General features: G+C 36.8%; 24 protein-coding genes. 2 read left to right on the top strand and 22 right to left on the bottom strand.

Translation table 11 applies throughout. The features are described from left to right. The first annotated feature begins 54 nt into the window (after window positions 1-54). Window positions 55-1,406, top strand: a protein-coding gene (locus tag HMPREF1149_RS11335; protein WP_100207114.1) for an IS3 family transposase whose coding sequence is annotated in 2 segments (ribosomal slippage) — window positions 55-505 and window positions 505-1,406 — 1,353 coding nt in all. Because the reading frame shifts where the segments join, the coding sequence is not laid out codon by codon here. Between the two features lie 52 nt (window positions 1,407-1,458). On the opposite strand, the gene esaA is transcribed toward HMPREF1149_RS11335, so the two are convergent. From esaA to HMPREF1149_RS07340, 20 genes are all read right to left on the bottom strand, one after another. Next, complete coding sequence (gene esaA / locus HMPREF1149_RS07420; RefSeq protein ID WP_002879412.1) at window positions 1,459-4,146, bottom strand: type VII secretion protein EsaA; 2,688 nt, start codon at window positions 4,144-4,146, stop codon at window positions 1,459-1,461. Window positions 4,147-4,419: 273 nt separating this feature from the next. Beyond that, the gene (locus HMPREF1149_RS07415) at window positions 4,420-4,896 is read right to left on the bottom strand and encodes a DUF5085 family protein (RefSeq protein ID WP_000818156.1); all 477 of its coding nucleotides are present in this window, start codon (window positions 4,894-4,896) and stop codon (window positions 4,420-4,422) included. A gap of 1 nt (window position 4,897) precedes the next feature. Next, entirely contained in the window at window positions 4,898-5,326 is a 429-nt protein-coding gene (locus tag HMPREF1149_RS07410; protein WP_000589027.1) for a hypothetical protein, read from the bottom strand. Beyond that, entirely contained in the window at window positions 5,319-6,044 is a 726-nt protein-coding gene (locus tag HMPREF1149_RS07405; RefSeq protein ID WP_000599754.1) for an oligosaccharide translocation protein RFT1, read from the bottom strand. The genes HMPREF1149_RS07410 and HMPREF1149_RS07405 overlap by 8 nt, the downstream gene beginning before the upstream one ends. Continuing rightward, window positions 6,041-7,780, bottom strand: coding sequence for a T7SS effector LXG polymorphic toxin (locus HMPREF1149_RS07400; protein ID WP_000687308.1), 1,740 nt, complete (start codon window positions 7,778-7,780; stop codon window positions 6,041-6,043). Before HMPREF1149_RS07400 ends, HMPREF1149_RS07405 begins: the two co-directional genes overlap by 4 nt. Further along, window positions 7,770-8,423, bottom strand: a complete 654-nt coding sequence (locus HMPREF1149_RS07395; protein ID WP_000657026.1) for a DUF4176 domain-containing protein — start codon at window positions 8,421-8,423, stop codon at window positions 7,770-7,772. The genes HMPREF1149_RS07400 and HMPREF1149_RS07395 overlap by 11 nt, the downstream gene beginning before the upstream one ends. Continuing rightward, entirely contained in the window at window positions 8,420-8,719 is a 300-nt protein-coding gene (locus HMPREF1149_RS07390; protein ID WP_000228615.1) for a hypothetical protein, read from the bottom strand. The genes HMPREF1149_RS07395 and HMPREF1149_RS07390 overlap by 4 nt, the downstream gene beginning before the upstream one ends. An 8-nt stretch (window positions 8,720-8,727) precedes the next feature. Beyond that, window positions 8,728-9,123: a YwqH-like family protein gene (locus HMPREF1149_RS07385; protein WP_000536167.1), complete on the bottom strand. Its 396-nt coding sequence runs from the start codon at window positions 9,121-9,123 to the stop codon at window positions 8,728-8,730. Between the two features lie 324 nt (window positions 9,124-9,447). Continuing rightward, window positions 9,448-9,759 carry a DUF4176 domain-containing protein gene (locus HMPREF1149_RS07380; RefSeq protein WP_000004175.1) on the bottom strand — a complete coding sequence of 104 codons (312 nt, stop codon included), beginning with the start codon at window positions 9,757-9,759 and terminating at the stop codon, window positions 9,448-9,450. Beyond that, window positions 9,759-10,460 (bottom strand): hypothetical protein, encoded by a 702-nt coding sequence (locus tag HMPREF1149_RS07375; RefSeq protein WP_229050668.1) that lies wholly within the window; start codon window positions 10,458-10,460, stop codon window positions 9,759-9,761. The genes HMPREF1149_RS07380 and HMPREF1149_RS07375 overlap by 1 nt, the downstream gene beginning before the upstream one ends. 109 nt (window positions 10,461-10,569) lie before the next feature. Beyond that, window positions 10,570-11,397 (bottom strand): hypothetical protein, encoded by an 828-nt coding sequence (locus HMPREF1149_RS0102055; RefSeq protein WP_000816498.1) that lies wholly within the window; start codon window positions 11,395-11,397, stop codon window positions 10,570-10,572. Between the two features lie 14 nt (window positions 11,398-11,411). Further along, entirely contained in the window at window positions 11,412-12,899 is a 1,488-nt protein-coding gene (locus HMPREF1149_RS07370) for a hypothetical protein (protein WP_000875975.1), read from the bottom strand. Next, complete coding sequence (locus tag HMPREF1149_RS07365; protein WP_000625355.1) at window positions 12,896-13,546, bottom strand: DUF4176 domain-containing protein; 651 nt, start codon at window positions 13,544-13,546, stop codon at window positions 12,896-12,898. Before HMPREF1149_RS07365 ends, HMPREF1149_RS07370 begins: the two co-directional genes overlap by 4 nt. Before the next feature lies 1 nt (window position 13,547). Then, window positions 13,548-13,820 (bottom strand): hypothetical protein, encoded by a 273-nt coding sequence (locus HMPREF1149_RS07360; RefSeq protein WP_000503884.1) that lies wholly within the window; start codon window positions 13,818-13,820, stop codon window positions 13,548-13,550. Between the two features lie 10 nt (window positions 13,821-13,830). Then, the gene (locus HMPREF1149_RS07355; protein WP_000085724.1) at window positions 13,831-14,238 is read right to left on the bottom strand and encodes a YwqH-like family protein; all 408 of its coding nucleotides are present in this window, start codon (window positions 14,236-14,238) and stop codon (window positions 13,831-13,833) included. A gap of 42 nt (window positions 14,239-14,280) precedes the next feature. Continuing rightward, the gene (gene essC, locus HMPREF1149_RS07350; protein WP_000644805.1) at window positions 14,281-18,726 is read right to left on the bottom strand and encodes a type VII secretion protein EssC; all 4,446 of its coding nucleotides are present in this window, start codon (window positions 18,724-18,726) and stop codon (window positions 14,281-14,283) included. Then, window positions 18,727-19,926 (bottom strand): type VII secretion protein EssB, encoded by a 1,200-nt coding sequence (gene essB, locus HMPREF1149_RS07345; protein ID WP_000460975.1) that lies wholly within the window; start codon window positions 19,924-19,926, stop codon window positions 18,727-18,729. Window positions 19,927-19,934: 8 nt separating this feature from the next. After that, window positions 19,935-20,192: a hypothetical protein gene (locus HMPREF1149_RS11330; RefSeq protein WP_000384444.1), complete on the bottom strand. Its 258-nt coding sequence runs from the start codon at window positions 20,190-20,192 to the stop codon at window positions 19,935-19,937. Continuing rightward, the gene (locus HMPREF1149_RS11545) at window positions 20,155-20,637 is read right to left on the bottom strand and encodes a type VII secretion protein EssA (RefSeq protein ID WP_231288432.1); all 483 of its coding nucleotides are present in this window, start codon (window positions 20,635-20,637) and stop codon (window positions 20,155-20,157) included. Before HMPREF1149_RS11545 ends, HMPREF1149_RS11330 begins: the two co-directional genes overlap by 38 nt. A gap of 49 nt (window positions 20,638-20,686) precedes the next feature. Continuing rightward, on the bottom strand, window positions 20,687-20,977 hold the full coding sequence (locus tag HMPREF1149_RS07340; RefSeq protein ID WP_001274476.1) for a WXG100 family type VII secretion target: 291 nt from the start codon (window positions 20,975-20,977) through the stop codon (window positions 20,687-20,689). 769 nt (window positions 20,978-21,746) lie between these two features. On the opposite strand from HMPREF1149_RS07340, the gene HMPREF1149_RS11205 reads away from it, so the two are divergent. Next, window positions 21,747-22,616 (top strand): IS3 family transposase, encoded by an 870-nt coding sequence (locus HMPREF1149_RS11205; protein ID WP_000778444.1) that lies wholly within the window; start codon window positions 21,747-21,749, stop codon window positions 22,614-22,616. A gap of 49 nt (window positions 22,617-22,665) precedes the next feature. Here the strand turns inward: HMPREF1149_RS11205 and HMPREF1149_RS07330 are convergent, their stop codons facing one another. Further along, window positions 22,666-23,607, bottom strand: coding sequence for a YitT family protein (locus HMPREF1149_RS07330; RefSeq protein WP_000806294.1), 942 nt, complete (start codon window positions 23,605-23,607; stop codon window positions 22,666-22,668). Next, window positions 23,585-25,348, bottom strand: coding sequence for an aspartate--tRNA ligase (gene aspS, locus HMPREF1149_RS07325; protein WP_000830924.1), 1,764 nt, complete (start codon window positions 25,346-25,348; stop codon window positions 23,585-23,587). The genes HMPREF1149_RS07330 and aspS overlap by 23 nt, the downstream gene beginning before the upstream one ends. Between the last annotated feature and the right edge of the window lie 59 nt (window positions 25,349-25,407).

Genomic DNA, 25,407 nt, shown 5'->3' with positions numbered 1-25,407 from the left:
AACTGCACCCCAAAAGTTAGACAGAAAAAATCTAACTTTTGGGGTGTTTTTATTATGAAATTAACTTATGATGATAAAGTTCAGATCTATGAACTTAGAAAACAAGGATATAGCTTAGAGAAGCTTTCAAATAAATTTGGGATAAACATTTCTAATCTTCAGTACATGATTAAATTGATTGATCGTTACGGGATAGAAATCGTTAAAAAGGAGAAGAATCGTTACTATTCTCCTGAATTAAAACAAGAAATCATTGATAAAGTCCAACTTGAGGGACAATCGCAACTAAGCGTATCTCTGGATTATGCTCTTCCAAGTAGTGGATTACTTCCAAATTGGCTGGCACAATACAAGAAAAACGGGTATACTATTGTTGAGAAAATAAGAGGGAGACCTGCTAAAATGGGACGTAAACGGAAGAAAACCTGGGAAGAAATGACAGAACTAGAGCGACTTCAAGAGGAGAATGAACGCTTACGGACCGAGGTGGCCTACCTAAAAAAGTTAAAAGAGTTAGAGGAAAGGGACGAGGCCTTAGAGCGAGAAAGGCAGAGACAGTTAGAGAAATGGTTTCAGGAGGATTTCGACTAGATTTACTTCTTGAAACAGCTCGTTTAGCTCGCTCAACTTACTATTATCAGTTGAAGCAACTGGATGGGGTTGATAAAGATCAAGAACTTAAAACCGAAATTCAGGCCATTTATAATGACCATAAAGGCAACTATGGTTATCGTCGGATTCATTTAGAACTAAGAAATCGTGGATATCTAGTAAATCATAAAAGAGTTCAACGCTTGATGAAAGTACTCAATTTACAAGCTAAAATGCGACAGAAACGAAAATATTCTTCTCATAAAGGAGACGTTGGCAAGAAAGCAGATAACCTGGTTCAACGTCAGTTTGAAGCATCAAGGCCAATGGAAAAGTGCTATACGGATGTGACAGAGTTTGCCATTCCAAATAGCACACAGAAATTGTATTTATCGCCCGTTTTAGATGGTTTCAACAGCGAAATCATCGCTTATCATCTTTCTACTTCACCGAACTTGGAACAAGTAAAGAGCATGTTAAAACAGGCCTTCACAGAGAATTACTACGAAAATACTGTTCTCCATAATGACCAAGGATGGCAATACCAGCATGCATCTTACCATCAATTTTTGGAGAGTAAGGGAATTCAAGCATCTATGTCACGCAAGGGAAACAGCCCAGACAATGGGATGATGGAATCTTTCTTTGGTATTCTGAAATCGGAAATGTTTTATGGTTATGAGAAGGCGTTTCAGTCGCTTAAGCAATTGGAACAAGCTATTGTGGACTATATTGATTACTACAACAACAAACGAATTAAGGGCAAACTAAAAGGACTTAGCCCTGTGCAATACAGAACTAAATCCTTCGCTTAAATTATTTGTCTAACTTTTTGGGGTCAGTACATTTTGAGAGTTATTATCTACATTATTTGCCTTTTTCTTTTGTCAACCAATATGTGATTCCTGCTGATGAAATTGCTGATAAAATAATCGCTAAAATAACCCATACTCTGTTATTATCCACTGAAATTGGCGCTTCATATGTTTCTTTTTTAGTTTCAATTGGATTAGATAAAAAATTCATCACATTTTGATTGGTCGTTCCACCATCACGAATATTCTTCATAACAGTTTTAAAGGACTCTGCGTAGTCTCTATTCCCTTGAATAACTTCTGCTTCATTAGATATCAAATCATTCGTAGTTGAAATAGTCTTATCAACATTACCTTTAATAGTCTGAACTTGGTCAACAAATTGAGTAAACTGATCCTTCATAGTTCCAACCGCTTCATGATTTTGACTAGTTTCTTTTGATCCAGTAGAAGTTGTAGACACTAATGATTCAATTGAACTATATAAGCGATTTGATGACTCACTATCATTTATTAATATTCCGCTATTAGCATCTGAAGCTGTACCCGTCACTTCCAATTGTTTCGCTTTCGTTTCCTTCCACTTATCGTACTCGGTTGATAAGGTCTTAATCGAATTGTTATACCAATCAGCTAAGTTTGTAATTTGATTTTTGAAATAATCATTTGGTAACTCAGCTTCAGCCAATTCAGGCAATGTGTCACTTGATTTTTCTAATGACTCCAAAGAGTTTTGAATTTGTTCCAACAAAGCTATACCTGACTCTTTAAACTTAGCAACTTGATCTTCTGACAACTGAGTCGCTATATCATCACGACTGATATTACCATACATATTGTAAACAGAATCTGGTGATAAGGCAGAAAAATTAATAGAGGAGCTACTTGGACTTCCATAAATTGCTTGAATCATACCAGTTGTACGATCGATTTTGCTTAATTTATCAAGAATATGTTTTAAATCTTTTTTCACTAAAACATCTGACTCTTCTTTATCGCTACGATAAATAGTTTTCTTGACAGGAATTGTAGTTTCACCAATGTGTACTTCAAATGAAATTTCATTTTTCCCATAATGTGGTTCTAAAGTATATTCAACCGTCATAGTATAAGGTTTATCATCTGTTATAGTTTGCTCTCCTCCAACTAAAGTAGCATTTCCTGTAACATAAATTTTAGCTTTAGGAGATAAATATTTTGTCCCTTTAGAACTGCTAAAATCTCCGCCACCCTCAACTACCGTTGATGATTCAGGCAAACTACTGGATGGTTTTGTCACAGAAGCTTCGACAGTTTCAGACTCAGCCTGGGGTAATTTAACTGTCAATTCCATAGTTTCTGTTACTTTATCGAGCTTATCATTTTCAATCGATAAAAATTCAAAAATAGGTAATCCACTTATAGAGGTGGCCTTCTTATCAAATTTAGTATAATTCTTAAGTAAATCTATTTTTTCATTATATTCTTTGACTTGATCAGCTGTTAGGACATTGAGTTTCTCCAATTTACTAAATAAAGTTTGGTAATCAGTTGGTTCAATACTAATATCTGTTAGATTTGAACGAATTAAAGTTTGATAAGTTTCAGGCAAATGATTTTCAGTAATCAAACTTTTATTAATCTGATCTACAAGTGTTGCTTTAGTATCCGAAGTAAGGTCCGATTTTAAATCAACATCTTCTTTACCAAAGTAAAAGAGTGATATTTTCTTTTTCTCTTCTTCTAATTCTGTTTTAAGATGTTCAAATTCAGATTTTCTATCTTTTATTTTACCTTGATAATCAACAATAACCTTATGATAATCAACTACTAAATCTTCTAGTTTAGCTTGTTCAGATTTTTCCTCATCTGTACTATTTCCAAATTGATACAATGATTTAAGCACCGAATCATTTAAACCATCTATAATTTTAGAATTTTCTTCATGCTGTTCTTTCAAGGTACTATTGGTTGTTAAGACATTCTTTTCAAATATATCCTTCTGAAAATCAAAATAAGTTTTAACTTCCGTAAGTTGTTTTTCTAATCCGATTCCTGTATTATTTAAAAGGCTAACAACAGAATCAGAAAAAGCCTTTTGAGAATCTTCATAAGACGAATTCGTTTTCTGTAGATTTGAAGCTAATTCTAAAGTGCTTAACATAGACTGACTTGCTTCGTTTGACGGACCATAGATATATTGAGAAATTTTTGAATGCGTTCCAGACTGTTCATTTACAATATTATCAACATTTCTTTTAGCATCATCTAGATTGTTGATAACACTTGAAAAATACATTTTTATAACATTTTGGTTAATAGTATTAAGGTACTCGCCTACTCGTAACTCAACATTCTTAGATTTAACTGGATCTAAATTTGATTTCGTTTTATATGTTATCTTTGCTCTATCAGGATTAAAACTTTCCAGTTGAGCTATTTTTTCTGAAAACTGTTGTTCGATATAAACAATTACATCAACCGACCCATTTTCAAATCGATTTTCAGCAACATTACGAGTCATGACAGTCCATTGATTTGTATTCTCTTTTGATAATAAATTTGTGAAATCATTTCCTAGATTATAGGCGTTGCCATTTAATACGCCTCCAGCATCTTCATTTACCAGAGCAATATTCAATTTACGATCGTTAACCTTATTCGTTACAGAAATCTCTTGATTCTTTAAATAAATAAATGTTGCTCCTGAACCAACCAACAAAGTTACAAAAACACTACTACCTATAATTATTTTTTTCATAGCTAACCTCTCTCATTTATCTCTTTATTATACCACGAATACTAGAGTCAGGCAAGGAGGGCTTATAATCTTTATTATATTAATAAAACTTACCAATTCGTAACTTGCTTATGCACCGACCTATATACTAAATTTTAGGTGTTTCATTTTCTCATCATATAGAAAATCCTAGAATGAAATCCTAGGATTTGTATGTCATTTTTTGAAGTCTTCTACGGTGAAGTGGTCATAGCTGATTTTTGAGACTTCCTTCTTTTTGGGTTCTACCAACTTTTAATCTTTTTTAGCTCGTATCCCTACCATGATATCTGTATATAAAACATCATTTATCTTACTTGAAATATAAAATACCGGTGTAGATTCTTCTAAGTCATTGTCGATCAATAAATTGGTTAAGCCGTATATAGCCTTATCAAAGTTGACTGCTTCCTCCCCAGTAACTCTAGCTCCTACCATTTGAGGAACTAAAAAATAACTGTTATAAGCTGTCCCTTCCAGTAATTCATTCTCTCCTAAATAATCCTCATGAACGGGAAGATAAACTGTGATGTTGTATGTCCCATCATCCAACTCTCCGATATGGGGGCATGAGTAAAATGGATTGCTTTTAGGTGTATATCCAGCTGCTACGGCTGTTTGAACCATATCTTGAAAGGCTACTGCAATTTCATCACCAGTAATGTTGTAATCGACACTTAAGACATTACTCATCATTAATGATTGATTCATACCATATGTAATTTCTGCCATTTTACTTCTCCACTGGGATAATCAAATCTACAAACAAATCATCATAAACTGGAATCAAGACCAGATACAACTTATCTTGCAACTTCCAACCGTGATCTCTGATGTAATCCTTCATCTCGTAGATGGACTGGTCCAAGCCATCCTCAAATGGCACACGTTTGCTGATACCCTCAATATTTAAACTAGCTTGGTACCTTAGTTGGCTCGTTGAGTTTGTTTCTGAAATGACAGGTATATAAAGGGTAACGTCCTGTTCTTCTTCGTCAAATTGAGTTGGAGTCATTTCAAAAATGGTCGGACCATCTTTATAGATGCCATTGGTATAGGGTAAGAGTTCTGTGTGGACAAACAACTCCAATAGTTCGTCCGCTTGAATCTGGACCTGGTCTGTCATCAAATGTTCCATATGAATTTGGACTTCTTTAATCATGTTTCTTTTCCTTTTTAAATCTATTTTTATCAAATTCTTTATTTTGAATCAAATCTGAAGACACTTCTATATGCTTGATTGGTCTTGTTTCCTCAACATCATGACGGTGTTGGTAGGCATAGATAATATAAAACCAAGGTAAGTACACAGCTTGTCCAAAAGCCATTGATAATAAAGACGCTCCCCATCCCCAAAAATATTCATATCCAAACATCGCTAAAAATATACAGACACACGATAAAATAAGTGGAGGAGCGAGTAAAAAATTAACCATAAATTTGCTGGCTTTCTGCGAGATAACTTCTTCAGAGTCCAAATCGACCAAGCAGCTCATGACGACTATTACAATAATGGATTGGATAAGAGGGAGGGATAGCTTTAATCCAATAAAATTATGGTCCCCACTCATAGCACCAAAACCAATAATGATATAAATATGACCAGTCAGATACATGAGATAGGTTCCAAAACTGGTTAATATCCCTCGCTTAAGATCCAGTAAAAATACTAGATTTAAAACCCAAACAACAATCCCTGTAATAAGCAACCCTTGATATAAGTCCTCATTTTTTAGAACCTCTAACCCTCCTGCCATAAACATAAAAAAGGCTATAGGATATAAAATAAAAATCCCATTTAACACCCCCCAAAGTGGAACAGGGCCTTTTATTTTGCTTCGTTGAAATTCAAAAGTTTTTTTAATTCGTTCCAGTATCATTTAAACCATCCTCTCATGCCTTTGATCAGGCTATTGGCACCTTTTTTCAGGTTATCAGTGACATTAAACTTTTTATCAAGCCAGTTCAGCCCAGCTACCGCTGCAGCAGATGCTGCTATTGCACCTAAGCCAGTTAACCAAACAGGAGCAGTAGCAACACCTAGCGCACCCGCTGCTAAAGCGCCTACAAATGCTGCTCCTGCGCTCGCTGCTCCTGTTGCTGCAACAGTTGTTCCCGCTGCCTTGGCCGCATCTATCACAAAACCTGTTGCCACACTGGCCTTAACTTCATTTCCTCTTAGACCTTGACGTTTGGCCTCTTGTTTATTATCGCTGACTTTTGAAAAAGTATCAACTACATCTAAAGCAACACCAACAACCGCTGCTCCTTTTAAAAACTTACCAAACTTCGTAGCTGATTTAAAACCTTCTTTGTAATTTTTAAAGCTATCTGTAGCAGACTTAACTAAACCTTTAAATCCTCCAGAGGCGCCTGCCTTTCCTAAACTCCACAGGCCTTTACCAGCACCTTTGAAAGTAATCTCTTTAATAAATTCTTCTTTCAATAGGCTTCCAGTTGTAGACACAATTGATTTTCCTACACTAGCCACTTTGGTACTAAATCGAGTTGTATCTTTAAAAGATTTGAAAACCTTACTCAATTCTTCATTATATTTAGTATAGCCTAGCTTTTTCATTATGGATTTGAAGGTCTGTGGAACACCACCATTTTTATATTGAACAACCTTATAAGTACGACTGCCACTTAACTTCTTGCTAACTTCAAAAAAGTCATCTAGTAATTGACCAAATTTTGTCGTTTCTTTTAGGACAATGGTATCTCCTTTTTTATTTTGACTAAAACGATACAACGCATATAAAGCTGGCAAAATAGATTTTAAATGTTTTTTATAGTCCTTACTATTTTTATATAAATCACTCTTTGTGACATTTTTATAAACATTAAATAATGAATCTATTAAGTTCTCATTTTCGGCCACCGTCCCACTATACTTAGACTCGGCAAGTTGTTTTGCGAGAGCATTTTGGTACTTCACAGCTTTAGAGTTGCTATGGATAGCTGTGTGAATCTCTGAAACTGAGTTTTTAAACTGAGTTCGATTATAATAATTTCTCGATACGCGGTTCCCATATGGAAGAGGGGCATAACCTGATAGTGTAGCGATTTCACTATTTTGCATATCTATAAGGTCAAATGTATCTGTTTTTAGAAGAACACTATTAAAAGCCTCCATGTTCTTTATGGTATCATCTAAACTCTTGACTGCTTGATTGTAGCTTGTATTCACACTATCCAAACTAGGATTCGTTAACGTCAGGATATCGCTTATCCCTGCATAGATATTTTTCGTCTTACTGGAACTGCTCTTTAATCCCCCGATCGGATCTTTCATCCGTTGCTTGATACGTTCTAGGTATTCTGTCTTAATAATGGCACTGTTGTCGGTCTCTGACACCGTGTCTTGAAAGAGCTTCACAAGTCCATCATAGCGACTGACAATGCTATCTAGGGCATTGACATAATTATCAACCAGTGGTATCTGATAGTTGGTCACCTTCTGGTTAATGGCATCCTTCACTGCGCCTTTGAGGCTATCGGTTGAAACGACCTCTGATAGACGGCTTCTCGAAACAGATAGCTGTTCCTTGATACTATTTACCGAAATAACTAACAACTCTTTTTGAACTCGAACTTCGGATACATCAATCTTCATTCACTTCCTCCTCTGAGTAAACACTGGAAATCAGTCCTGCGTCTAGATAGTCCTTACGCAGAGCTTCTTGGCAGTAGTGTTCATCCACGGTATCCGAATACCCTTCTGATACTACTCTCTTGATCAAGAGATTGCTTAAAAACAAGGGGGAAGTGTCAAAGCGTAATCCAAATGGATAGCCATGACCAATGTAGTCCATATAATGACCATTATCCAAATCAACTCGACGACCTGAAAGAACTACAAAAAAGTCCATCTGCTCGCTTTCAAATGACTCAACCAAATCCTTCGGAAGAAGCTCACGATCAAGTTCGACAACAGTACCCAAAGGATAGATACGACTTAAACAGAGATCCACATAGGAAGCATACTGGATAAAAAGCGAACGAGGTAAGGTGACTTCTTCCTGGAGACGCCGAATTCGCACGAGTTCTTTTTCATAGAAAAACTCCAACGGTGCCCCTATCATTGGATGATAATGATAACTAGGCTCGTCATTCATGAAAGCTATATAACACGCTCTAAAAACATCTGGATGTCCTGATAAGGTCATCGCTACCGCTGTCAATACTTCCTGCTCCTTTTCAGACAGGTTACATCTAGACAAAGCTCGGGCGAATAAAATCATTTGTTCTTCCTTCATGGTAGCACCCCTCCTGATGCAATAGCTCCTGCTGCGATAGCTCCTGCTTCATGCGCGTCATCATCTATCTTATTCTGTCCTGCTTGTTCCATTTTTAGAGCATCTGAGCTGGTAAAATTTTTCAAAGTAACAATAGACTTGTTAAAGTGCTCCAAAACGTCATTAAAAGTGGTAAAAGGGGTAAGATCTGTGCGACTAAACCGCATATCACTTAGTTTACCGATTCCTGTAGTTGATGTAGAAACATCTCTTGTAATAGTGTTCCAACTGGATTGATTTACACCTGTATCTACCATTTCTCTCCCTAATCCTCCATATATTCATAGACACGAGCCTGATGATAATATGATGCTATTGCAGACTGTAGTTCACTTGATTGAGTTTCCAGACTACGTATCTTATCCTCAATAGCAGTTTTATTATTGTTATGGCTATCTCGAAAATTAGTAATATTCGTTCCTAAATTATAAAAATGACCTTCAAAATCTTGCTGACGACTCCCCTTAAAACTAGAGGAATCTAGAGGAAGAATCTGACCTAAAGATCTTGCACGGTTATCAATAGACTGTATCTCACTTGCTAAACTACTGCTAGCTTTTCTTAATCTAGATATTTTCCCATCAACTACACTTTTTTCTCTTTGAGCTTCAGCAGCTTGTCGACGAAATCTAGCCGCAATTTGTTTATAATACGACCCCATTTCCCTTCTCCTTTTTATAAACTGTACTTCATTTTAGCATATTTTGCTTAGAATCAACAACCCATATACATATCCTTTTGATTAAACTTACTCCCTTTGAATCAACCCCCAAAAGTGAGAACTCCTATAGTTAACTTTTGGGGAAAGGCTCTTAGCAAGTTCAAGCGTGAAGGATTGCTGATGCCAACCATACCCCCAATTGCAGAGTAAGCTATTGTCAGGTCTGGATGGGCAGGTTACATCAGTGACCAGTCTACTTATTCTTCATTATAACATTTTCTCACCATATAGAAAATCCTAGAATAGAATCCTAGGATTTGTATGTCATTTTTTGAAGTCTTCTATGGTGAAATGGTCATAGGTGATTTTTGAGACTTCCTCATCATAACGACTCAAAAAGTCTTGGAATCGACGATCAATGTAACCAAAGAACAGAACTTCATCTATGTCCTCTTTGTTAAAGAAGATAATGTTTTGATTAACAAGCCCTAGTGGAAGACTGACAGCTCCAAAGTCAAAATAACCTTGCTTGCCGTCCTTTTCAGTAACTGGACAATGATTAACAATCATGACAGGCTCCACACCTTCTCTCACTCGAACAACACTTCCAATCGGTAAAGCAGTACGTTCTGACATCAATTTTCTCCTTCTAAATATTTTTTCGCTTCCTGAACATAAAAGAGTTCTGGATTTTCATGAACGATGCTTTCAAACAAACTACGGGCACGAGCTTCATCTCCTTTTAATTGGGCATTGAGAGCGCCGTAATAAGAGAACATGATTCGGGCTAGCTTATTTTCTGGTTCAGTAGTATCGAAGTAGTCGTTCACTTCTTTATTGAACACAATATCTTTTATGGCTTGGGCTTGAGCAACGAGTTTAGCCTTACCATCTTTCGAATCTGGCGCCTTGGACAACTGTTCCTCAAAGAAAGCAATATCTTGTGCATCTTGAAGATGAATGGAAACCAACAATTGACCATAAGTTAATCTTAGGAATATGTCTGTACTAAATCTCTTCCAAACTTTTTTTAAATTAATTTTTTCAAAATTTTCTTTCGCAGCTTGAAAATCTCCTTTCAAATAAGTCACTTGTCCCTTAACAAAATGGAAATTTTCTTGGTACGTTGCTCTATAGGGCTTAATAGATTTTTCAGATTGAACCCTAAACATGTCTTCATAGAGTTTAAGATTAATAGCATCGTTTAACATTAGATAAACAACTTTGCTAGATATAAATCTTAAATAAAATACAAAGACGAGAGCTAAAAAGTCAATAACTAATAATATGAGCCCCAATATTTTCAAATTACTTTGAAATACTAAAAATACTGCCATCACATCAACGGCCAAGACTAAAAATAAGCAAATTAGAATAGCCCTATCAAGTTGTAGAAGAGTATTTTCTGTCGCCCTACTTACTTTTTTTTTCTACTAATTTCATATGTTACTCCCCTTTATCATCTGCTCCTAAATATTTCTGCGCTTCCTGTACATAGAAAAGCTCTGGATTTTCATGAGCGATGCTTTCAAACAAACCACGGGCACGTTCTTCATCTCCTTTTAATTGGGCATTGAGAGCGCCGTAATAAGAGAACATGATTCGGGCTAGCTTATTTTCAGGTTCTGTGGTATCGAAGTAGTCGTTTGATATTTTATTACAATAGATATCAACAATAGCCTTTAAACTCAATATTTCTTCCTGATATTTTAAAATTTGTGATGGAACATTACTTGTTAGTCCTTCAATTTCTATCATCAATTCTCTCAATTCTAAACAATCATTCAAATGAACCGAGTTTAGGATGCTATAATACTTGATATTAAATACATAGTACAGATTTTTGGATTTTTTTAGATTACTATTTTTTATTTTATTCAGCAATTCTAAACTATCTTGGAAGTGTCCTCTATAAAAGGATACCCTTGCATTTGCCAAATATTTTGGAAGAACTTGAACATTTCTATTTAAAGAATTTTCCTCAGCTCTGGCAACTATTTCTTGATACTTTGCTAAATTGATATCTTGAGATAAAATATCAATTAAAGCCTTGTCAAGTAATAGCTTAGATAAAAGAATAAACAATATAACAAAGACAAGAAATATTGTTAATACCTTTGTGTAAGTGGTCGATGAATGGTTAAAAATATACACATAAACAATTACTGTTGAAAACACTAAAAAATACAGCAAATATTTAAATATAACTTTAAGAAAAATTAATTCTATTTTATCAGCTGACCATGTTCTAATAATTTCTATAGCTCTTTTCATATAACACTCCATAACTAGCTATTAAATAACGCAGTAATTCCTACAAATAATGCAACTACAGCAGTTGCTACCTCACCAACCCCAGTAGAAAAAGCAAGAACTGTCCCAACTGTTACAATAGTTAGTCCAATCGTTTCAACTGGATGCTTTACAACCCAATTAAAAGCACTACCAACTACCTCACCAGTAGTATTAAAAGTTTGAGTGAGATGATCCACCGTTCTCACCCCTGTTTCAGTGGTCGTCTTAACTGTCGCATAGTCTTGTTTGACCTGGTTATGTTCTTTCACATAGGTGACGCGGTAGCCATCCTCTGACTTGGTACCAACCTCAACCGAACGATTCTTATAGCCAAAGCCAATGGAAAGGTTGGGTGCGAGTCTCCCGTAGCTTGAACTAATTTTGTCTGCTAGACTGAACTCACCCGTTATAGAATAGTCCTTTAGCCCTATCTTCGTCTTATAATTGGGCTTTTCATCTAGGAAATCTGTACTCAGCCCTCCTACGCTATACTCTCCTTCTTGACTTAACTTACCATCTTTATATTTAGTGTTAAAAGTGATGGCACTTTCCCCTTTGAAATGACCTTTTATCTGGATTTTGCTCTTAAGGTAGTGCTGACCATCGTCATATACTGTTATCTCCTTCTCAAACGTAACTTCATTCCCTTTCAAGAAATCAATCAGTTCCTGAGGTTTCTTACCGCCATTCCCATGGGAGGCAAGAGAGATCGTACGACCCAAGGTCTGTAGTTCCTGCTCACTCATCTGGCTCAAGTCAAAGGCCGTTTCTGGATTATAATGTCGAATATAACGGATTAGTTCTTCGTGCAGAGTTTTAGAATTCTCGATCTGTTGATCCCGTAACTTCGTATCCTGAATAATCGCAAGAGCTGCCACATTATGATAAGGGTCTGTCATACCAACAGCTTTGCGGGACCGACTCAAACCACTTGCGATTGTGGAGAGAGTAGTGGTCACACCGCTCCCCAACAGTTCACCATTAAATGCTTCCATCCGACTTTCAGTTGTACGAAGAGATTGCAGAGCTTCTTCCTTCTGGCTTTTGATATCTGCGGAAGAAGGATTGCTGATGCCAACCATGCCTCCAATTGCAGAGTAAGCTATTGTCAGGTCTGGATGGGCAATCAGGTTCAAAATATCTTGAGTCGGTTGTTCCACAGCTCTTTTTAAACCGGAAAATTCTGACGTATCAATGACAGCAGCAGGACTATGCTCATCAACCAACTCCTGAAAGCGTAACATCAGCCGATCCCACTCATTATATAAACCATTGGCTAAATCACGGTAACTAAATAATAAAGGCAGGTTATAATTACTCAGCTCTGCATTAATCGCATCTTTGGTGGCCGAACGAAAACTTTCCGTGCCAATCAACTCTCGAGTACCTTGAAGCGCTGCTAGAATCTTATCCTCAAATCCACTTTTTGAACGATAAAGTCCCTCGCGCGCTATCAATAATTCAGAATACTTATATTTCATTGGCTAGCCTCCATTTGATAATTGTGAAAAGTATAAGAATCCAGATCCTTTGCAAGTAGTTGGCGACGTAGGTTTAAGACATGTTGTTCCTGAATATCATTCTTCTCCAGCCCCCTAAAAAGGACGGATGCAATCATGTCATCGGATATAACTAAGGTTTCTTGATTTGGAATCAAACCTTTGGGCCAAAAATATCCCGTGTAATCTAGATAAAATTTGTTTTCAATTGATACCCGTTGTCCTGTAATTAATACATAGATGGGCATTTCTTCAATAAAATCCTCAAGAGCATCTTTGGGTAGCTTTTCTCTATTTATTTGAATAACACTACCTAATGGCAGAATTTCTGTATAAATTTTATCAATTAATCCAAGCAAACGCACAAACTCAGATCTTGAAAAAAGCTGAGTTTCTCCAAGACGAGTGATGATAACCTCTCCCTTATTGAAGCGAAAATCAATACTTGCTCCAATTGTTGGATTGTACTCATAACTCATATCACTCTGAGACAAATTTAAAACCAATGTTCTAAATAAATCTGGTCTATAAATAATAGCTTTAGCGATCTGATCGATGAGTGAATTTGGCTTAAATCCAAGATAGGACTCTGTAAAATACTGCGCCCATAACATTTCTTGTGAAATCATCTTATCCTCCTCTAAAACCTGCAGCCCCAGCAGCATCATCAGACACTTTATTCGCTACAGCCCTAGACATATTTCGTGTCTGATCTATTGAATTGCTTTTAAATGTTTTTATCGAACTGTTTAACTCATCTATCATAGAATTAATTTTAAGGAAAGGTTGTAAGTCATTCTCGCTCAAGGTAGGTTTTGAAAGATCGGACAAAGCATCAATTGATGAAGAATATGAAACAACATCAACAGACCAAATATTATAATCTAATTTTATTTCTCCCATAACTCTCCCCTTAATCTTCATTTTGACTTTGAAGATAAATATAAGTATTTAGTGATTGGCTAGCGTAATTCATACCAATTGCTAAATTAGAAGCTTCAGCCGTATAGGTTGAGATTTTTTGGTCAATCAAATCAATATTATTCTGGGTATTCTCCAACCATTGGGAAATCGATCCTTTTAGCGTCTCTATTTTATTATTAAAATCATCTCTTCTATTTCCAGCAAAATTAGAAGTAGCTTTTGCCTTTATCAAATCGTATTGAGACAATCGTTCTGAAATTGCACTTTTCTTACTCTGTATTTTACTCTTATTCTGTTTTAGAATACTTATTTTATTTAATATATCTGCTCTTTCACTAGACATTGTTGAAATCTGTTGTCGTAAAGAGTAAATCTCATAACTGTAATCACGAGACATAGCTATATCTCCTTTGTTTTTTATCAACTTATGTTAAAGATTCTATCCATTATCTGTAACCAATCGTAAACGATAACCTATTCTACCCACAAAAAAGTTTGTCTCATCCTCTGCTACAACTGGTTCACTGAAGCTCGTTTGTACTTTTGAAATATTTTGATCTTTGAACCTTGTTCCAACACATCCAGCAGGAACATTGCTCTTTAAGACCTTGTCAACATCTAAGTAGCCTACACTAATAGCTTGTTGTTCTCCCATAAATACAAAATGAATGTGAACTTTCCCGCTATTTCTAACAATCTTTTTAAATACATCCTCGGTTACTTTCATATTTAATAAAGCCCCTAGCATATGCGCTTCTGGGATAAATACGTACATCATTGAAGCCTCTTTACCATTGTGACGGCTTTCAATTTCTCCTTGAATATCGTTAAAGAAACTAGGTATATCATCTCTATCAATAATTTTATCAAATACTTCTGTTTTTTTGTAACTATTGTTGGTATTTAATAATATTTTTTCAATATTTACTAATTTGTTCAGACCTGGTATCAAACTATTTTCACAATATTCCAATTGTTGCGGGGTATCATATAAGAATTCAAAATAACCATCTCTATCGGGAACAAACCCTTGAGGATCCGTTGTTTCTTTATCAAACCCTATTGGTAATTCCCCTCTCGACCACATCTCAAGTACTTTAGGATGATTACTAAAGTGTGTAAGCGTCACTTCATTTGGCAACATTGGGATAGGTTCTGGGCAAACTCCTGTCCAGCTTCTTGCAATCAACTTGACTTCTTCTTCCAAGTTATACAGGCGCTCAATGTCCCCTTCTCCACTTATCGGGAGATAAACCTGAATGGCATAAGGGATATCTTCTTTCAACTGGGCACGGCCAAAAATTTCTTGCTGAATTAAAGCATCGCGGCCGATAATTTCCTTAGAAGCTCCTTCATCAACTAGGTAAAAGGCCAAGCGCGAGGTGATATTACTTGACATACTGATTTTAAGGCTATTTGAACGAAGTGCTGTCAAAATCACATAGCATCCAAGACTCGCTCCCTCACGTAGGATGCGGTTAATCGTACTTTCAATGGCTTCTTCTAGTGGTGTGTCTTTTATAGTATCAAAGCCGTCAAAAATAGTAAGAATAGCAGGAAGTTTCTCACCCGATTTTTGTTCGTATTGGGAAAGACTTGCTACATTATAGAGCGCAAACTTCTCTTTGCGAATCTTCAACTCATGGTCAATACGTTTTAAAAACTTAACCAGTTTTTCTTCTTCATCAAACCGTGTCAAATCAACTACATGTGGTAAATCTTTTAGTGGCAAGAGTCCATTCGTCCCAAAGTCAAATAGATTGATTTGTACTTGCTCTGGAGTATTCAAACGAGCGAGATTTAACACTAGAGTTTGAAGAGCTAGGGATTTCCCAAAACCAGGTGAACCATAGAAAACTGTATGCCCCATTTTTTCCAAATCAAAATGATAATCCTTTTGACGTTGCTCTGTCGGAATATCCATTCGAGCAAAGGGAACGGCCAATACTTTTTCATCGGTCCAGTGAATATCTGTTTGAGGGGATATGATGGCTGTCTCTAGTGGTTCTAACCACGGTTTATCTGGCAGGTTGAGAGGTACAGTCTTGCTCACTCTTGCTATATAGTTTACAACAGCTGAGAGTTCCGTGATTTCTTCCGTCTGATCAGCAGTATAATTTTCGTCCTTAGATAGGTCATCAGATAGCAACTCATATTGTCCCAGGTCATTTATCAACCAGATTCGTTCATCAACAACTTCTTGAACTCCCTCTGTTTGTGGGGCATACTGCGCACCACTCCATGCAGACTGGAACAATTCATAGATTTCGTTATTTCCTACTTGTAAGTAAGCACGCCCTGGTTCAGTAATACTCGCTGCATCTGGTGTTTTGATTATTTCATTTGAATCAGACTCATCTGACACTTTCAAAGCTAGTTTGAAACGCGAGTTTGACCATATTTGATCATTCACGACACCTGATGGCTTTTGTGTAGCAAGAATTAGATGGACCCCAAGCGAACGTCCGATACGGGCTGTCGAAACCAGCTCTGTCATAAATTCTGGTTCATGTTCTTTCAATTCAGCAAACTCATCACTAATCAGGAACAGATGAGGTAATGGTTTGTCTGGATAGCCTGATTTGTCAGTAGATTTTTGCCCTTCCTTATATAATTTAGTGTATCCATTAATATGGTTGACACCAAATTGATTAAATAGTCGTTGGCGTTTTTGTAACTCTGCTTTGATAGAAGCTAAGGCACGCGCACTAGCCGCACCATCTAAGTTAGTAATAGACCCAAGCATATGTGGTAGATCTTTGAAAAGATTCGCCATCCCACCACCCTTGAAGTCAATTGTAAGAAATCCAACATCCTCTGGACTAAAATTTACAGCCATAGATAAGATATACGACTGCAGAATCTCCGATTTACCTGAACCAGTAGTTCCTGCTACAAGACCATGCGGTCCATGTGCACGTTCATGTAAGTTGAGTTCCACCTGGTCATCTTTCCCACGCAATCCTAATGGCACTGCTAACGTTTTAAAAGTATCCGCTTTGGACCATCTAGTCGCAACCTGTAACTCTTCAACTTCTCTGACTTGATAGAGTTCCAAAAAAGTAACGGATTTAGGAATCGTGTTCTTCTCTACTTCCATGTGTTTTAGATTTGCTAAAGTACGAATAGAATCTTCATAGCAATCCAACAGTGGGTAGGGAATAAAGGTTTGAGCACTATAGGCACCTTCATCATTAATGATTTGACCTAAATTTTGATTCTTATATTCAATTAGAGTTGTGATAGTTTCTGGCAAAAGACGACGTGCCTCTTTCACCCAAATGACTGTTACACCCAACTCTGTCAAATCCTTGGCTAGATACTCATTCAAACTATGGCCAAGTAAATGGGAGTCATCCATAATCGTTAAGACATAATGAGGTTTAAAGCGCGCATCTTTTTCCCCCATTTCACGTTTGATTTGAGAACGTTTTTGAATGATACGGTAAAGCGAATTTAGAACAGCATCACGACTTCTGGCATCATGGACAAAACCACGAATATTTCGCTCCTGCATATTAAAATGTGGGAGAAAGCGCCACTCAGACCAATCTTTCTCATATCTCTGTTCTTGAACAAGGTTGATAAAATTAACATCTAAGTAGCTATGGAACATTGCCATCTGTAAGAGCATATTATACACAGCTGTCCTAGTTACTTCACTGTTTCCAACAAGACCAACTGTCGCTTCAAAGATATTAACCGTGATCGGAACTTTCTTTTGCAAACTGTAGTCTTGCAAGACTGTTCGAGCAAACTGCGATATTTCATCTTTACTTTGCTCATCAAAATTTGTTTGCAACTCTAGCTGACTTAATTTATCTCCTAATCCTAAAGACACCTGTAAGAAATCTTCATTATAGTCCATTCGCTCATAAATTCTAGAATCATACTTTGCAATCAGCTCAGTAATGGTCGACATTGACGGTTGATTGTAATGTAGAATATTAGTTTCTTCTTTGTAGTATCTTTCTAAGTCGGATACTTGTTTTAATAAATATGCTTCGTAATCTTGAATCCGATTTTTTTCCTGTTCTTTGGTATCCTTTCTCTCCTCAAAATACTGACTCATAGTTGTCGCTGCCGTCAGGAGGCTAAAACCACCCATCCCTAGCATCATTACAGGATTCCCTTTTGTCCAAATTGAACTAAATGCAGTCAAAGTAAACATCCCTAAAGCTGGGACAATTGCTCGAATGAGCGAGTTTTTAGGTGGTTTTATCGGCTGTGGAGGTTGATTGATAATGATTTTCCCACTATGGATAATCGGGTTGACTCTCGGACTCCTTCTATACTCTGGAAAATCCATCGGATACTCATTATTTTTTTCTTGTATCAGAATTTGACTCTTATTCAATTGTGGTTCTTCCAAAAGACATCCAATCTTCCACTGGTTCTTTCTTTTTTCTATAAAATAGTTAGAAACCTTCATTCGGTTTCCCACTTCAAACGGATAAAGCCCTTCCTCTTTGATAAGACGGTCGTTTAGATAAATTGGAGATTCCCCAAGAGTAACCTGTACTTGATTATTTGAGAAAAAAAGTTGGTTTGAAATTGACCAACTAATGTCAGCTGATTCTTTCTTGCTACAAATAAATCGTTGTGGCGGAAAAATATAAGTGATAAAAATATCCTCTTCAGGAACCAATAAGGTTACAGTTTCTTTATCAAAGGTAGATTTTCCTCTTTCTAATTCCTTACCGTTTCGATAGACTCTTCTGCCTTCTACTGTATACTCGTTAGTACCTACTCTTACCTCTTGTCCTTCAAACAAATCAATTTTTTCCAATTTTTCTTGTTCAATCAACAAGGTATAAAGAGGTTTATGAAGTTCTCCTAATTGGTCTCCCAGTTGATGATCATATTCTAGCTTTTTTGCCTTCATTTATCGCTCACTCTTTTCTTTTGTTTGGTTGTCCTTAGGAGTTGTTGTCTCAGTAGATGCTTTTGTGTCACTACTATTTGTAGTCGCTTCTCCAATCTCAGCAGAAAGTTCTTTTATTTTCTTTTCATATTCTTCAAGTTTCTTTTGTTTTTCAGAACCGTTCATATTGATATCTGCTTTAACTGATTCATATAGATTTGTATAAGCGTGTAAAATCAATTGTGTGTCCCCGATATTTTGTGCCACATCTAGAGCTTTTTCAAATTTTCCACGTCCAAGATAAATCCAATAATAGAAAATTGTATCATCTGTTGATTCTGTAATCGTATTTAAAATAACTTCCTTTTGCTTATCGCTCAAACTATCTAAACGGACATAGCTTGCTGCTAAGATATACTTAGCTTCCTTTGGCAATGATTCTGCACCATAATTTTTTAATAATTCAACTGTTTCAGAATAGTCTTTTCGCATGAAATTTGATTGGGCCATAATGACTGATGATTTTAGGGGGCCGTCTTTAAACATAGACTTATACGTTGCAAAACTTAAAATGACTGTGGTTGTAGCAAGCAAGGCCCCCCCTATTAACAAAGCCTTCCATTTTTTCTTGTTCACCAACAAATTAGCTTTTGAACTCTCTTCTGACAATTTTGCATACTTTTCTGCAATATATTTATTGACATCAGCTACACTCTCTAAGGGACTAATATCCTGTGCCACCTTTTCCTTTATTGCATCAATCCCATGGATGACTAAGTCAAAATCTACCTTAGGTAGTAAAATAGAAATCATTAAAGCTTTATAAGACTCTAAATAGAATTCCGAACTATACTGCTGTGGTGCAAGTAATTTTTCGATTCCATAATGTAACATTTGTACATTACTACCAAAAACAATGATGTTTTCAGGATGGATATACGGAATTTTATAATCATTTTCAGAATGAACTAATACCGACATGCTTTGTGCCAAACTAAAACGCTCAAGCTCCGTACTTCTATTTAAGATTTCTTCCTTAACTGTTTTAAAATACTCTGGAATAATATAATGCAAAGAAAGAACTCCATCTTTCTGCACTATTTCTACTGGACAGTATTCTTTAATCAATTCAAGTTGTTCTCTTCGATAACCTGATGAAGAAATTTGAACTGATATTTGATTGTCCTCTTTCACAAATTGTAGTTGATCTGCTTCAAACATTTTTTCTCCTATGATACTTCCTCAATCTCTATATAATCTCCATCACTAACTGGATAAGCAGCCAAGATATCCATTGGTTCGATATGGATTTGTTTATTTCTAACTTTGAAACAAAACGAACTATTTAGAGGTAAATTCAGTTGTTCTCTAACTTTGGTATCTTTTAATAATTCTTCTAACCTTAACCAAGTAAGGGATTTTGAAACTCGAATATCTATTTGTTTTGCTCTATACTCTAGAGTTAACTTTATTTTTCCGTAATCCATGCCATTTCCTTCCTAGATAGACTCCTAACAAAACCATAAACAGCAAAAAAACACTTGTAAATACACTTCCCATCCAATCCTTAAAAATTGAATAACCCCTTTGCTTAAAAGAGGACTTCTCCTCTATGGTGTATTGATTGAATAATGATGTTTGAACTACACTAGTTTCTAAGCGATAAATAGAATGTTTTTCACTGTCTGCAAATATAGTATTTTCTGCCCCTTGTAACAGTTCGTTCGTCGTTTGAGTTCTCTGATCCACAACCTTTTGGGTACGATTTAAAAATAAATTTGGGGCATATTTGGATTCTATCCTATTTTTGACCGTATCCTGTGTACTATTTGTAATGATATCTGTATCAAGTTTTAAGCTACCATCGTCTGCATAAACTATCACAGGAAATACGATACAAAGAATTAATAGGTACTTTTTTATTTTCTTCATCATGGTATAAAAATAAGCGTCAAGTTTCCCTGACGCTCCTCAAAATTAACTACAAACCAAAGCTTTGTGCATCTTGTTGGTCACGTTCAGCTACTGTTTGAGCATAGTTGTTCAATTGTTTGTTGATGCTCACTAGAAGCTCCTCGAATTTTTGAACATGTGTATACAACTGGTTGTATTGCTCAAGGTAAGCATTAAATGCTTGTCCTTTCCATTGTGATGCCATTTCTCCATTTGTTCGATTAACGGTTTGTACCGCTTGTTCAATTTGATCTTTAGCACTAAGATAAATTGCCGCCTGAGATTGTAACTGTTCTGGAGTTAAACTAATTGCTGACATAAGGATTCTCCTTTTAAATTTTTTCCTACTTTAGTTTATCATATATTTTAGCGTCTGTCTATCAGTTACACACTCGTAATACAAATTTGTACAAAAAAAGTATCTGCAAAAACATTTAGATAGAAAGAAACCTGTATTCAAAGTTTTCATACGCCCTAAAATGTCAAATCAAGTGTACATTTTCCTCATAGAAAACTTCATATTCTCATTTCATAGTATGTTGAATTAAAGTATCAATTATGATTTTCTTATTACTATAAGAAGAAACTAAAATAATTCTGGTATATTTTATCTGAATCATGTGTAATTACGGCCTGTTTTTCAGTATATAATTACTTCTTTTAGATAAGAATATTCTATGGCCAAATTTTGTCTAATTAATTTAGAAATCATTAACAAGGGGGATATTATGGCTGAAAGAATAATACATCAAGCTGATCTTCGAGCTATCGAGAACAACTTGCGCTCTATCCATGAAGGATTGCGAACAATTGGTTTTCATACTTAAGTTTTGTCCCAGCTTTATCCTTTTGAAGCTCATGAAGTTCTAGTCTCTCATGATTGTAAATACAGTATTGAAATTTGTTTTTTGCAAACATAATAATCCTTTCTAGTTATCAACAATTAAATCTTGTTTAAAAAATCTGAAATGTGTAGTTATCTAAAACCAACATCTAATTTTCTTAAACAACACAAAAACGCTCTAGACAATATGAACTGCACCCCAAAAGTTAGACAGAAAAAATCTAACTTTTGGGGTGTTTTTATTATGAAATTGAGTTATGAAGATAAAGTTCAGATCTATGAACTTAGAGAACAAGGATATAGCTTAGAGAAGCTTTCAAATAAATTTGGGATAAACAATTCTAATCTTAGATACATGATTAAATTGATTGATCGTTACTATTCTCCTGAATTAAAACAAGAAATGATTAATAAAGTCTTACATGAAGGCTGGACTAAAGATAGAGTTTCTCTTGAACTAAGAAATCGTGGTTTTACAGTGAATCATAAGAAAGTTCAACGTCTGATGAAGGTTCTTGGTTTAAGTGCTCAAATTCGTCGGAAACGAGAGTATTCTTTCTACAAAGGAGAGATTGGTAAGAAAGCAGACAACCTGATTCAACGTCAGTTTGAAGCATCAAGGACAATGGAAAAGTGCTATACGGATGTGACAGAGTTTGCCATTCCAAATAGCACACAGAAATTGTATTTATCGCCTGTTTTAGATGGCTTTAATAGCGAAATTATCGCCTATAATCTTTCTTGTTCTCCTAATTTAGAACAAGTGAAAGCTATGCTGGAGCGGGCCTTCACAGAGAATTACTACGAAAATACTGTTCTCCATAGTGATCAAGGATGGCAATACCAACACGATTCTTATCATCAGTTTCTAGAGAGTAAGGGAATTCAGCCATCTATGTCACGTAAAGGTAACAGCCCAGACAACGGCATGATGGAGTCCTTCTTTGGTATTTTAAAATCGGAGATGTTTTACGGCTATGAGAAGCACTTTAGGTCTTTAGAAGACCTTGAACAAGCTATTGTGGACTACATTGATTACTACAACAACAAACGAATCAAAGTCAAACTAAAAGGACTTAGCCCTGTGCAATACAGAACTAAATCCTTTCAATAATTATTTGCCCAACTTTTGGGGGTCAGTACACAGAGCTGATTTTTCATGTCTAATTGTCTGTTTCTACGAATCGTCCTAGGATGTGGACATTTTCGGATACAGAGACAAAGGCTGTCGGATCAACTTGTTTCATGATGTGTTTAAAATCATTAAACTCTGCTCGTGTGATAACTGTAATCAAGACTGCTTTTCTTTCATGATTATAAGTTCCTTCTGCATCGTGGATCATAGTTGCTCCGCGGTGCAATTTTTTATGGATTTTTGCGATTACCTTATCAGGATTATTGGTCACAATCATGGCCTGCATTCGTTTTTGCTTGGTAAAGACCGCGTCTGTCACACGACTGGAGACAAAGATGGTAATCATGGAGTAGAGGGCGTATTTCCAACCAAAGGTTAGACCTGCTATCAGCATGATGGTTCCATTTACCAGGAAAGAAATGCTACCGACATTCTTACCTGTCTTCTTACGAATGGTCAAACTGACGATATCTGTACCTCCGCTAGAAATATTGTTACGGAGTGCAAAACCAATCCCTAAGCCCATGACAACACCCCCAAAAAGGGCATTGATAATGGGATCCTCTGTCAAGGTCACAACTGGTACAAGCTGGATAAAGAGGGAACTCATGGATACTGTAATAAAAGTAAAGACCGTAAATTTATGTCCAATCTGATACCAAGCTAAAATCATCAACGGAAAATTGATAGCATAAAAGGTTAGCGATATCGGAATGTAAAAGCCAAACCAGTGATGACTCAAAGCAGAGATAATCTGTGCCAAACCCGTCGCACCACTGGAGTAAACGTGTCCTGGTTGAAAAAAGAAATTGACTGCTACTGCTGACAAAAAGCCATAAACCAGAGAAGCCGATACTTTCTCATCATATTTTTCCCGAGAGATACTTTGTAAAACTCGTAAGATTTTTATCTGATAAGCAAAGCGGCGCAGATAATAGCGCCACCGCTTAATTCGTTTTGCTTGTTTCATCTTCTTCTACTTGTAAGCTGAGTTCCTCTAGTTGTTTGAGAGCGACTGTTGATGGAGCTTGAGTCATTGGGTCGGTTGCCTTGTTGTTCTTAGGAAAGGCAATGACTTCACGGATGTTTTCTTCTCCTGCAAGCAACATGACAAAACGGTCAAGTCCAATAGCCAAACCACCGTGTGGTGGGAAACCATAGTCCATGGCTTCAAGAAGGAAGCCAAACTGGTCATTTGCTTCTTCAGCTGAGAAACCAAGAGCCTTGAACATGCGTTCTTGAAGGTCTTTTTGGTTGATACGAAGGCTACCACCACCAAGCTCATAACCGTTCAAGACGATATCGTAAGCAATGGCACGAACCTTAGCCAAATCACCTTCTAATTCGTGAGCTGTTTCTTCCTGTGGAAGAGTAAATGGATGGTGGGCACTCATGTAGCGGCCTTCTTCTTCAGACCATTCAAACATTGGCCAATCAACCACCCAAAGGAAGTTGAATTTATCGTTATCAATCGAGTCAAGCTCTTTGGCAATACGTCCACGAAGGGCACCAAGTGTTGCATTGGCTACCTCAAGCGTATCCGCCACAAATAGAACCAAATCCTTATCTTCAAGACCAAGTGCTGCAGTCAATTCTGCTTGGATACCAGTCAAGAATTTGGCAACTGGTCCATTTAATTCTCCATCAACCACCTTGACCCAAGCAAGACCTTTGGCACCGTACTGTTTGGCTACTTCGGTCATCTTGTCGATGTCTTTACGTGAGTAGTTATCCGCAGCTCCTTTGACCACAATGGCTTTAACGGCAGGTGCTTCTGAAAAGACTTTAAAATCAACACCCTTGACAACTTCTGTCAAGTCCTGAAGCAACATATCAAAACGCGTATCAGGCTTGTCAGAACCGTAAAGAGCCATCGCATCATCGTATTTCATACGAGGAAATGGAAGCGTCACGTCAATGCCTTTGGTTTCTTTCATCACGCGCGCAATCAAACCTTCTGTGATATCTTGGATTTCTTGCTCCGTAAGGAAAGACGTTTCCAAGTCGACTTGGGTAAACTCAGGCTGGCGGTCTCCACGCAAGTCCTCATCACGGAAACATTTAACGATTTGGTAATAGCGGTCTAAACCAGCATTCATCAAGAGCTGTTTCGTGATTTGTGGGCTCTGAGGAAGAGCGTAGAAATGCCCTTTATTGACACGAGATGGCACCAAATAATCACGCGCCCCTTCTGGTGTTGACTTAGAAAGGAATGGCGTCTCCACATCGATAAACTCCAACTCATCCAAGTAATTACGGATAGAGTGGGTCACTTTAGCACGAAGTTTAAGGTTTTCTAGCATTTCTGGACGACGAAGGTCAAGGTAACGGTAACGCAAACGTGTATCGTCATTGGCCTCAATGCCATCCTTAATCTCAAATGGCGTTGTTTTAGCTGTATTAAGCACTGTCAAAGCTGTCACGTTTAACTCAACCGCACCAGTCGGCAATTTATCATTGGCTTGCTCACGCGCAACGACTTGACCAGTCACCTCGATAACAAATTCGCTACGAAGGCTTTCAGCTGTTGCCATAACCTCTGCAGATACTTTTTCAGGGTTGATAACCAACTGCATGATTCCTTCACGGTCACGAAGGTCGATAAAGATCAAACCACCAAGGTCACGACGACGGCTAACCCAGCCTTTCAAGGTCATTTCTTGTCCGATGTGTTCCTCACGAACACGACCAGCATACATACTACGTTTCATGTTTTCTCTCCTCTTTTATTATGTTACTATTTTACCACAAAAGCGCAGGCACTTCATGA

The sequence above is a fragment of the Streptococcus sp. BS35b genome (assembly GCF_000286475.1).
GTDB classification, from domain to species: domain Bacteria; phylum Bacillota; class Bacilli; order Lactobacillales; family Streptococcaceae; genus Streptococcus; species Streptococcus oralis_W.
The sequence above is the reverse complement of the archived record's forward strand: the minus strand, read 5'-3'. Positions and strand labels throughout refer to the sequence as shown.

Excerpts from the sequence above, each read along its gene's own strand:
- HMPREF1149_RS0102055 (WP_000816498.1), bottom strand. The coding sequence starts at position 11,397 with ATGAAAAGAGCTATAGAAATTATTAGAACATGGTCAGCTGATAAAATA.
- HMPREF1149_RS07395 (WP_000657026.1), bottom strand. The coding sequence starts at position 8,423 with ATGAAGGAAGAACAAATGATTTTATTCGCCCGAGCTTTGTCTAGATGT.
- HMPREF1149_RS07400 (WP_000687308.1), bottom strand. The coding sequence starts at position 7,780 with ATGAAGATTGATGTATCCGAAGTTCGAGTTCAAAAAGAGTTGTTAGTT.
- HMPREF1149_RS07365 (WP_000625355.1), bottom strand. The coding sequence starts at position 13,546 with ATGATTTCACAAGAAATGTTATGGGCGCAGTATTTTACAGAGTCCTAT.
- HMPREF1149_RS07360 (WP_000503884.1), bottom strand. The coding sequence starts at position 13,820 with ATGGGAGAAATAAAATTAGATTATAATATTTGGTCTGTTGATGTTGTT.
- HMPREF1149_RS11205 (WP_000778444.1), top strand. The coding sequence starts at position 21,747 with ATGAAATTGAGTTATGAAGATAAAGTTCAGATCTATGAACTTAGAGAA.
- HMPREF1149_RS07385 (WP_000536167.1), bottom strand. The coding sequence starts at position 9,123 with ATGGGGTCGTATTATAAACAAATTGCGGCTAGATTTCGTCGACAAGCT.
- HMPREF1149_RS07375 (WP_229050668.1), bottom strand. The coding sequence starts at position 10,460 with ATGGCAGTATTTTTAGTATTTCAAAGTAATTTGAAAATATTGGGGCTC.
- HMPREF1149_RS11545 (WP_231288432.1), bottom strand. The coding sequence starts at position 20,637 with ATGAAGAAAATAAAAAAGTACCTATTAATTCTTTGTATCGTATTTCCT.
- HMPREF1149_RS07390 (WP_000228615.1), bottom strand. The coding sequence starts at position 8,719 with ATGGTAGATACAGGTGTAAATCAATCCAGTTGGAACACTATTACAAGA.
- essB (WP_000460975.1), bottom strand. The coding sequence starts at position 19,926 with ATGTTTGAAGCAGATCAACTACAATTTGTGAAAGAGGACAATCAAATA.
- HMPREF1149_RS07380 (WP_000004175.1), bottom strand. The coding sequence starts at position 9,759 with ATGTCAGAACGTACTGCTTTACCGATTGGAAGTGTTGTTCGAGTGAGA.
- HMPREF1149_RS11330 (WP_000384444.1), bottom strand. The coding sequence starts at position 20,192 with ATGGATTACGGAAAAATAAAGTTAACTCTAGAGTATAGAGCAAAACAA.
- HMPREF1149_RS07415 (WP_000818156.1), bottom strand. The coding sequence starts at position 4,896 with ATGGCAGAAATTACATATGGTATGAATCAATCATTAATGATGAGTAAT.
- HMPREF1149_RS07405 (WP_000599754.1), bottom strand. The coding sequence starts at position 6,044 with ATGATACTGGAACGAATTAAAAAAACTTTTGAATTTCAACGAAGCAAA.
- HMPREF1149_RS07355 (WP_000085724.1), bottom strand. The coding sequence starts at position 14,238 with ATGTCTCGTGATTACAGTTATGAGATTTACTCTTTACGACAACAGATT.
- essC (WP_000644805.1), bottom strand. The coding sequence starts at position 18,726 with ATGAAGGCAAAAAAGCTAGAATATGATCATCAACTGGGAGACCAATTA.
- HMPREF1149_RS07370 (WP_000875975.1), bottom strand. The coding sequence starts at position 12,899 with ATGAAATATAAGTATTCTGAATTATTGATAGCGCGCGAGGGACTTTAT.
- aspS (WP_000830924.1), bottom strand. The coding sequence starts at position 25,348 with ATGAAACGTAGTATGTATGCTGGTCGTGTTCGTGAGGAACACATCGGA.
- HMPREF1149_RS07340 (WP_001274476.1), bottom strand. The coding sequence starts at position 20,977 with ATGTCAGCAATTAGTTTAACTCCAGAACAGTTACAATCTCAGGCGGCA.
- HMPREF1149_RS07410 (WP_000589027.1), bottom strand. The coding sequence starts at position 5,326 with ATGATTAAAGAAGTCCAAATTCATATGGAACATTTGATGACAGACCAG.
- HMPREF1149_RS07330 (WP_000806294.1), bottom strand. The coding sequence starts at position 23,607 with ATGAAACAAGCAAAACGAATTAAGCGGTGGCGCTATTATCTGCGCCGC.
- esaA (WP_002879412.1), bottom strand. The coding sequence starts at position 4,146 with ATGAAAAAAATAATTATAGGTAGTAGTGTTTTTGTAACTTTGTTGGTT.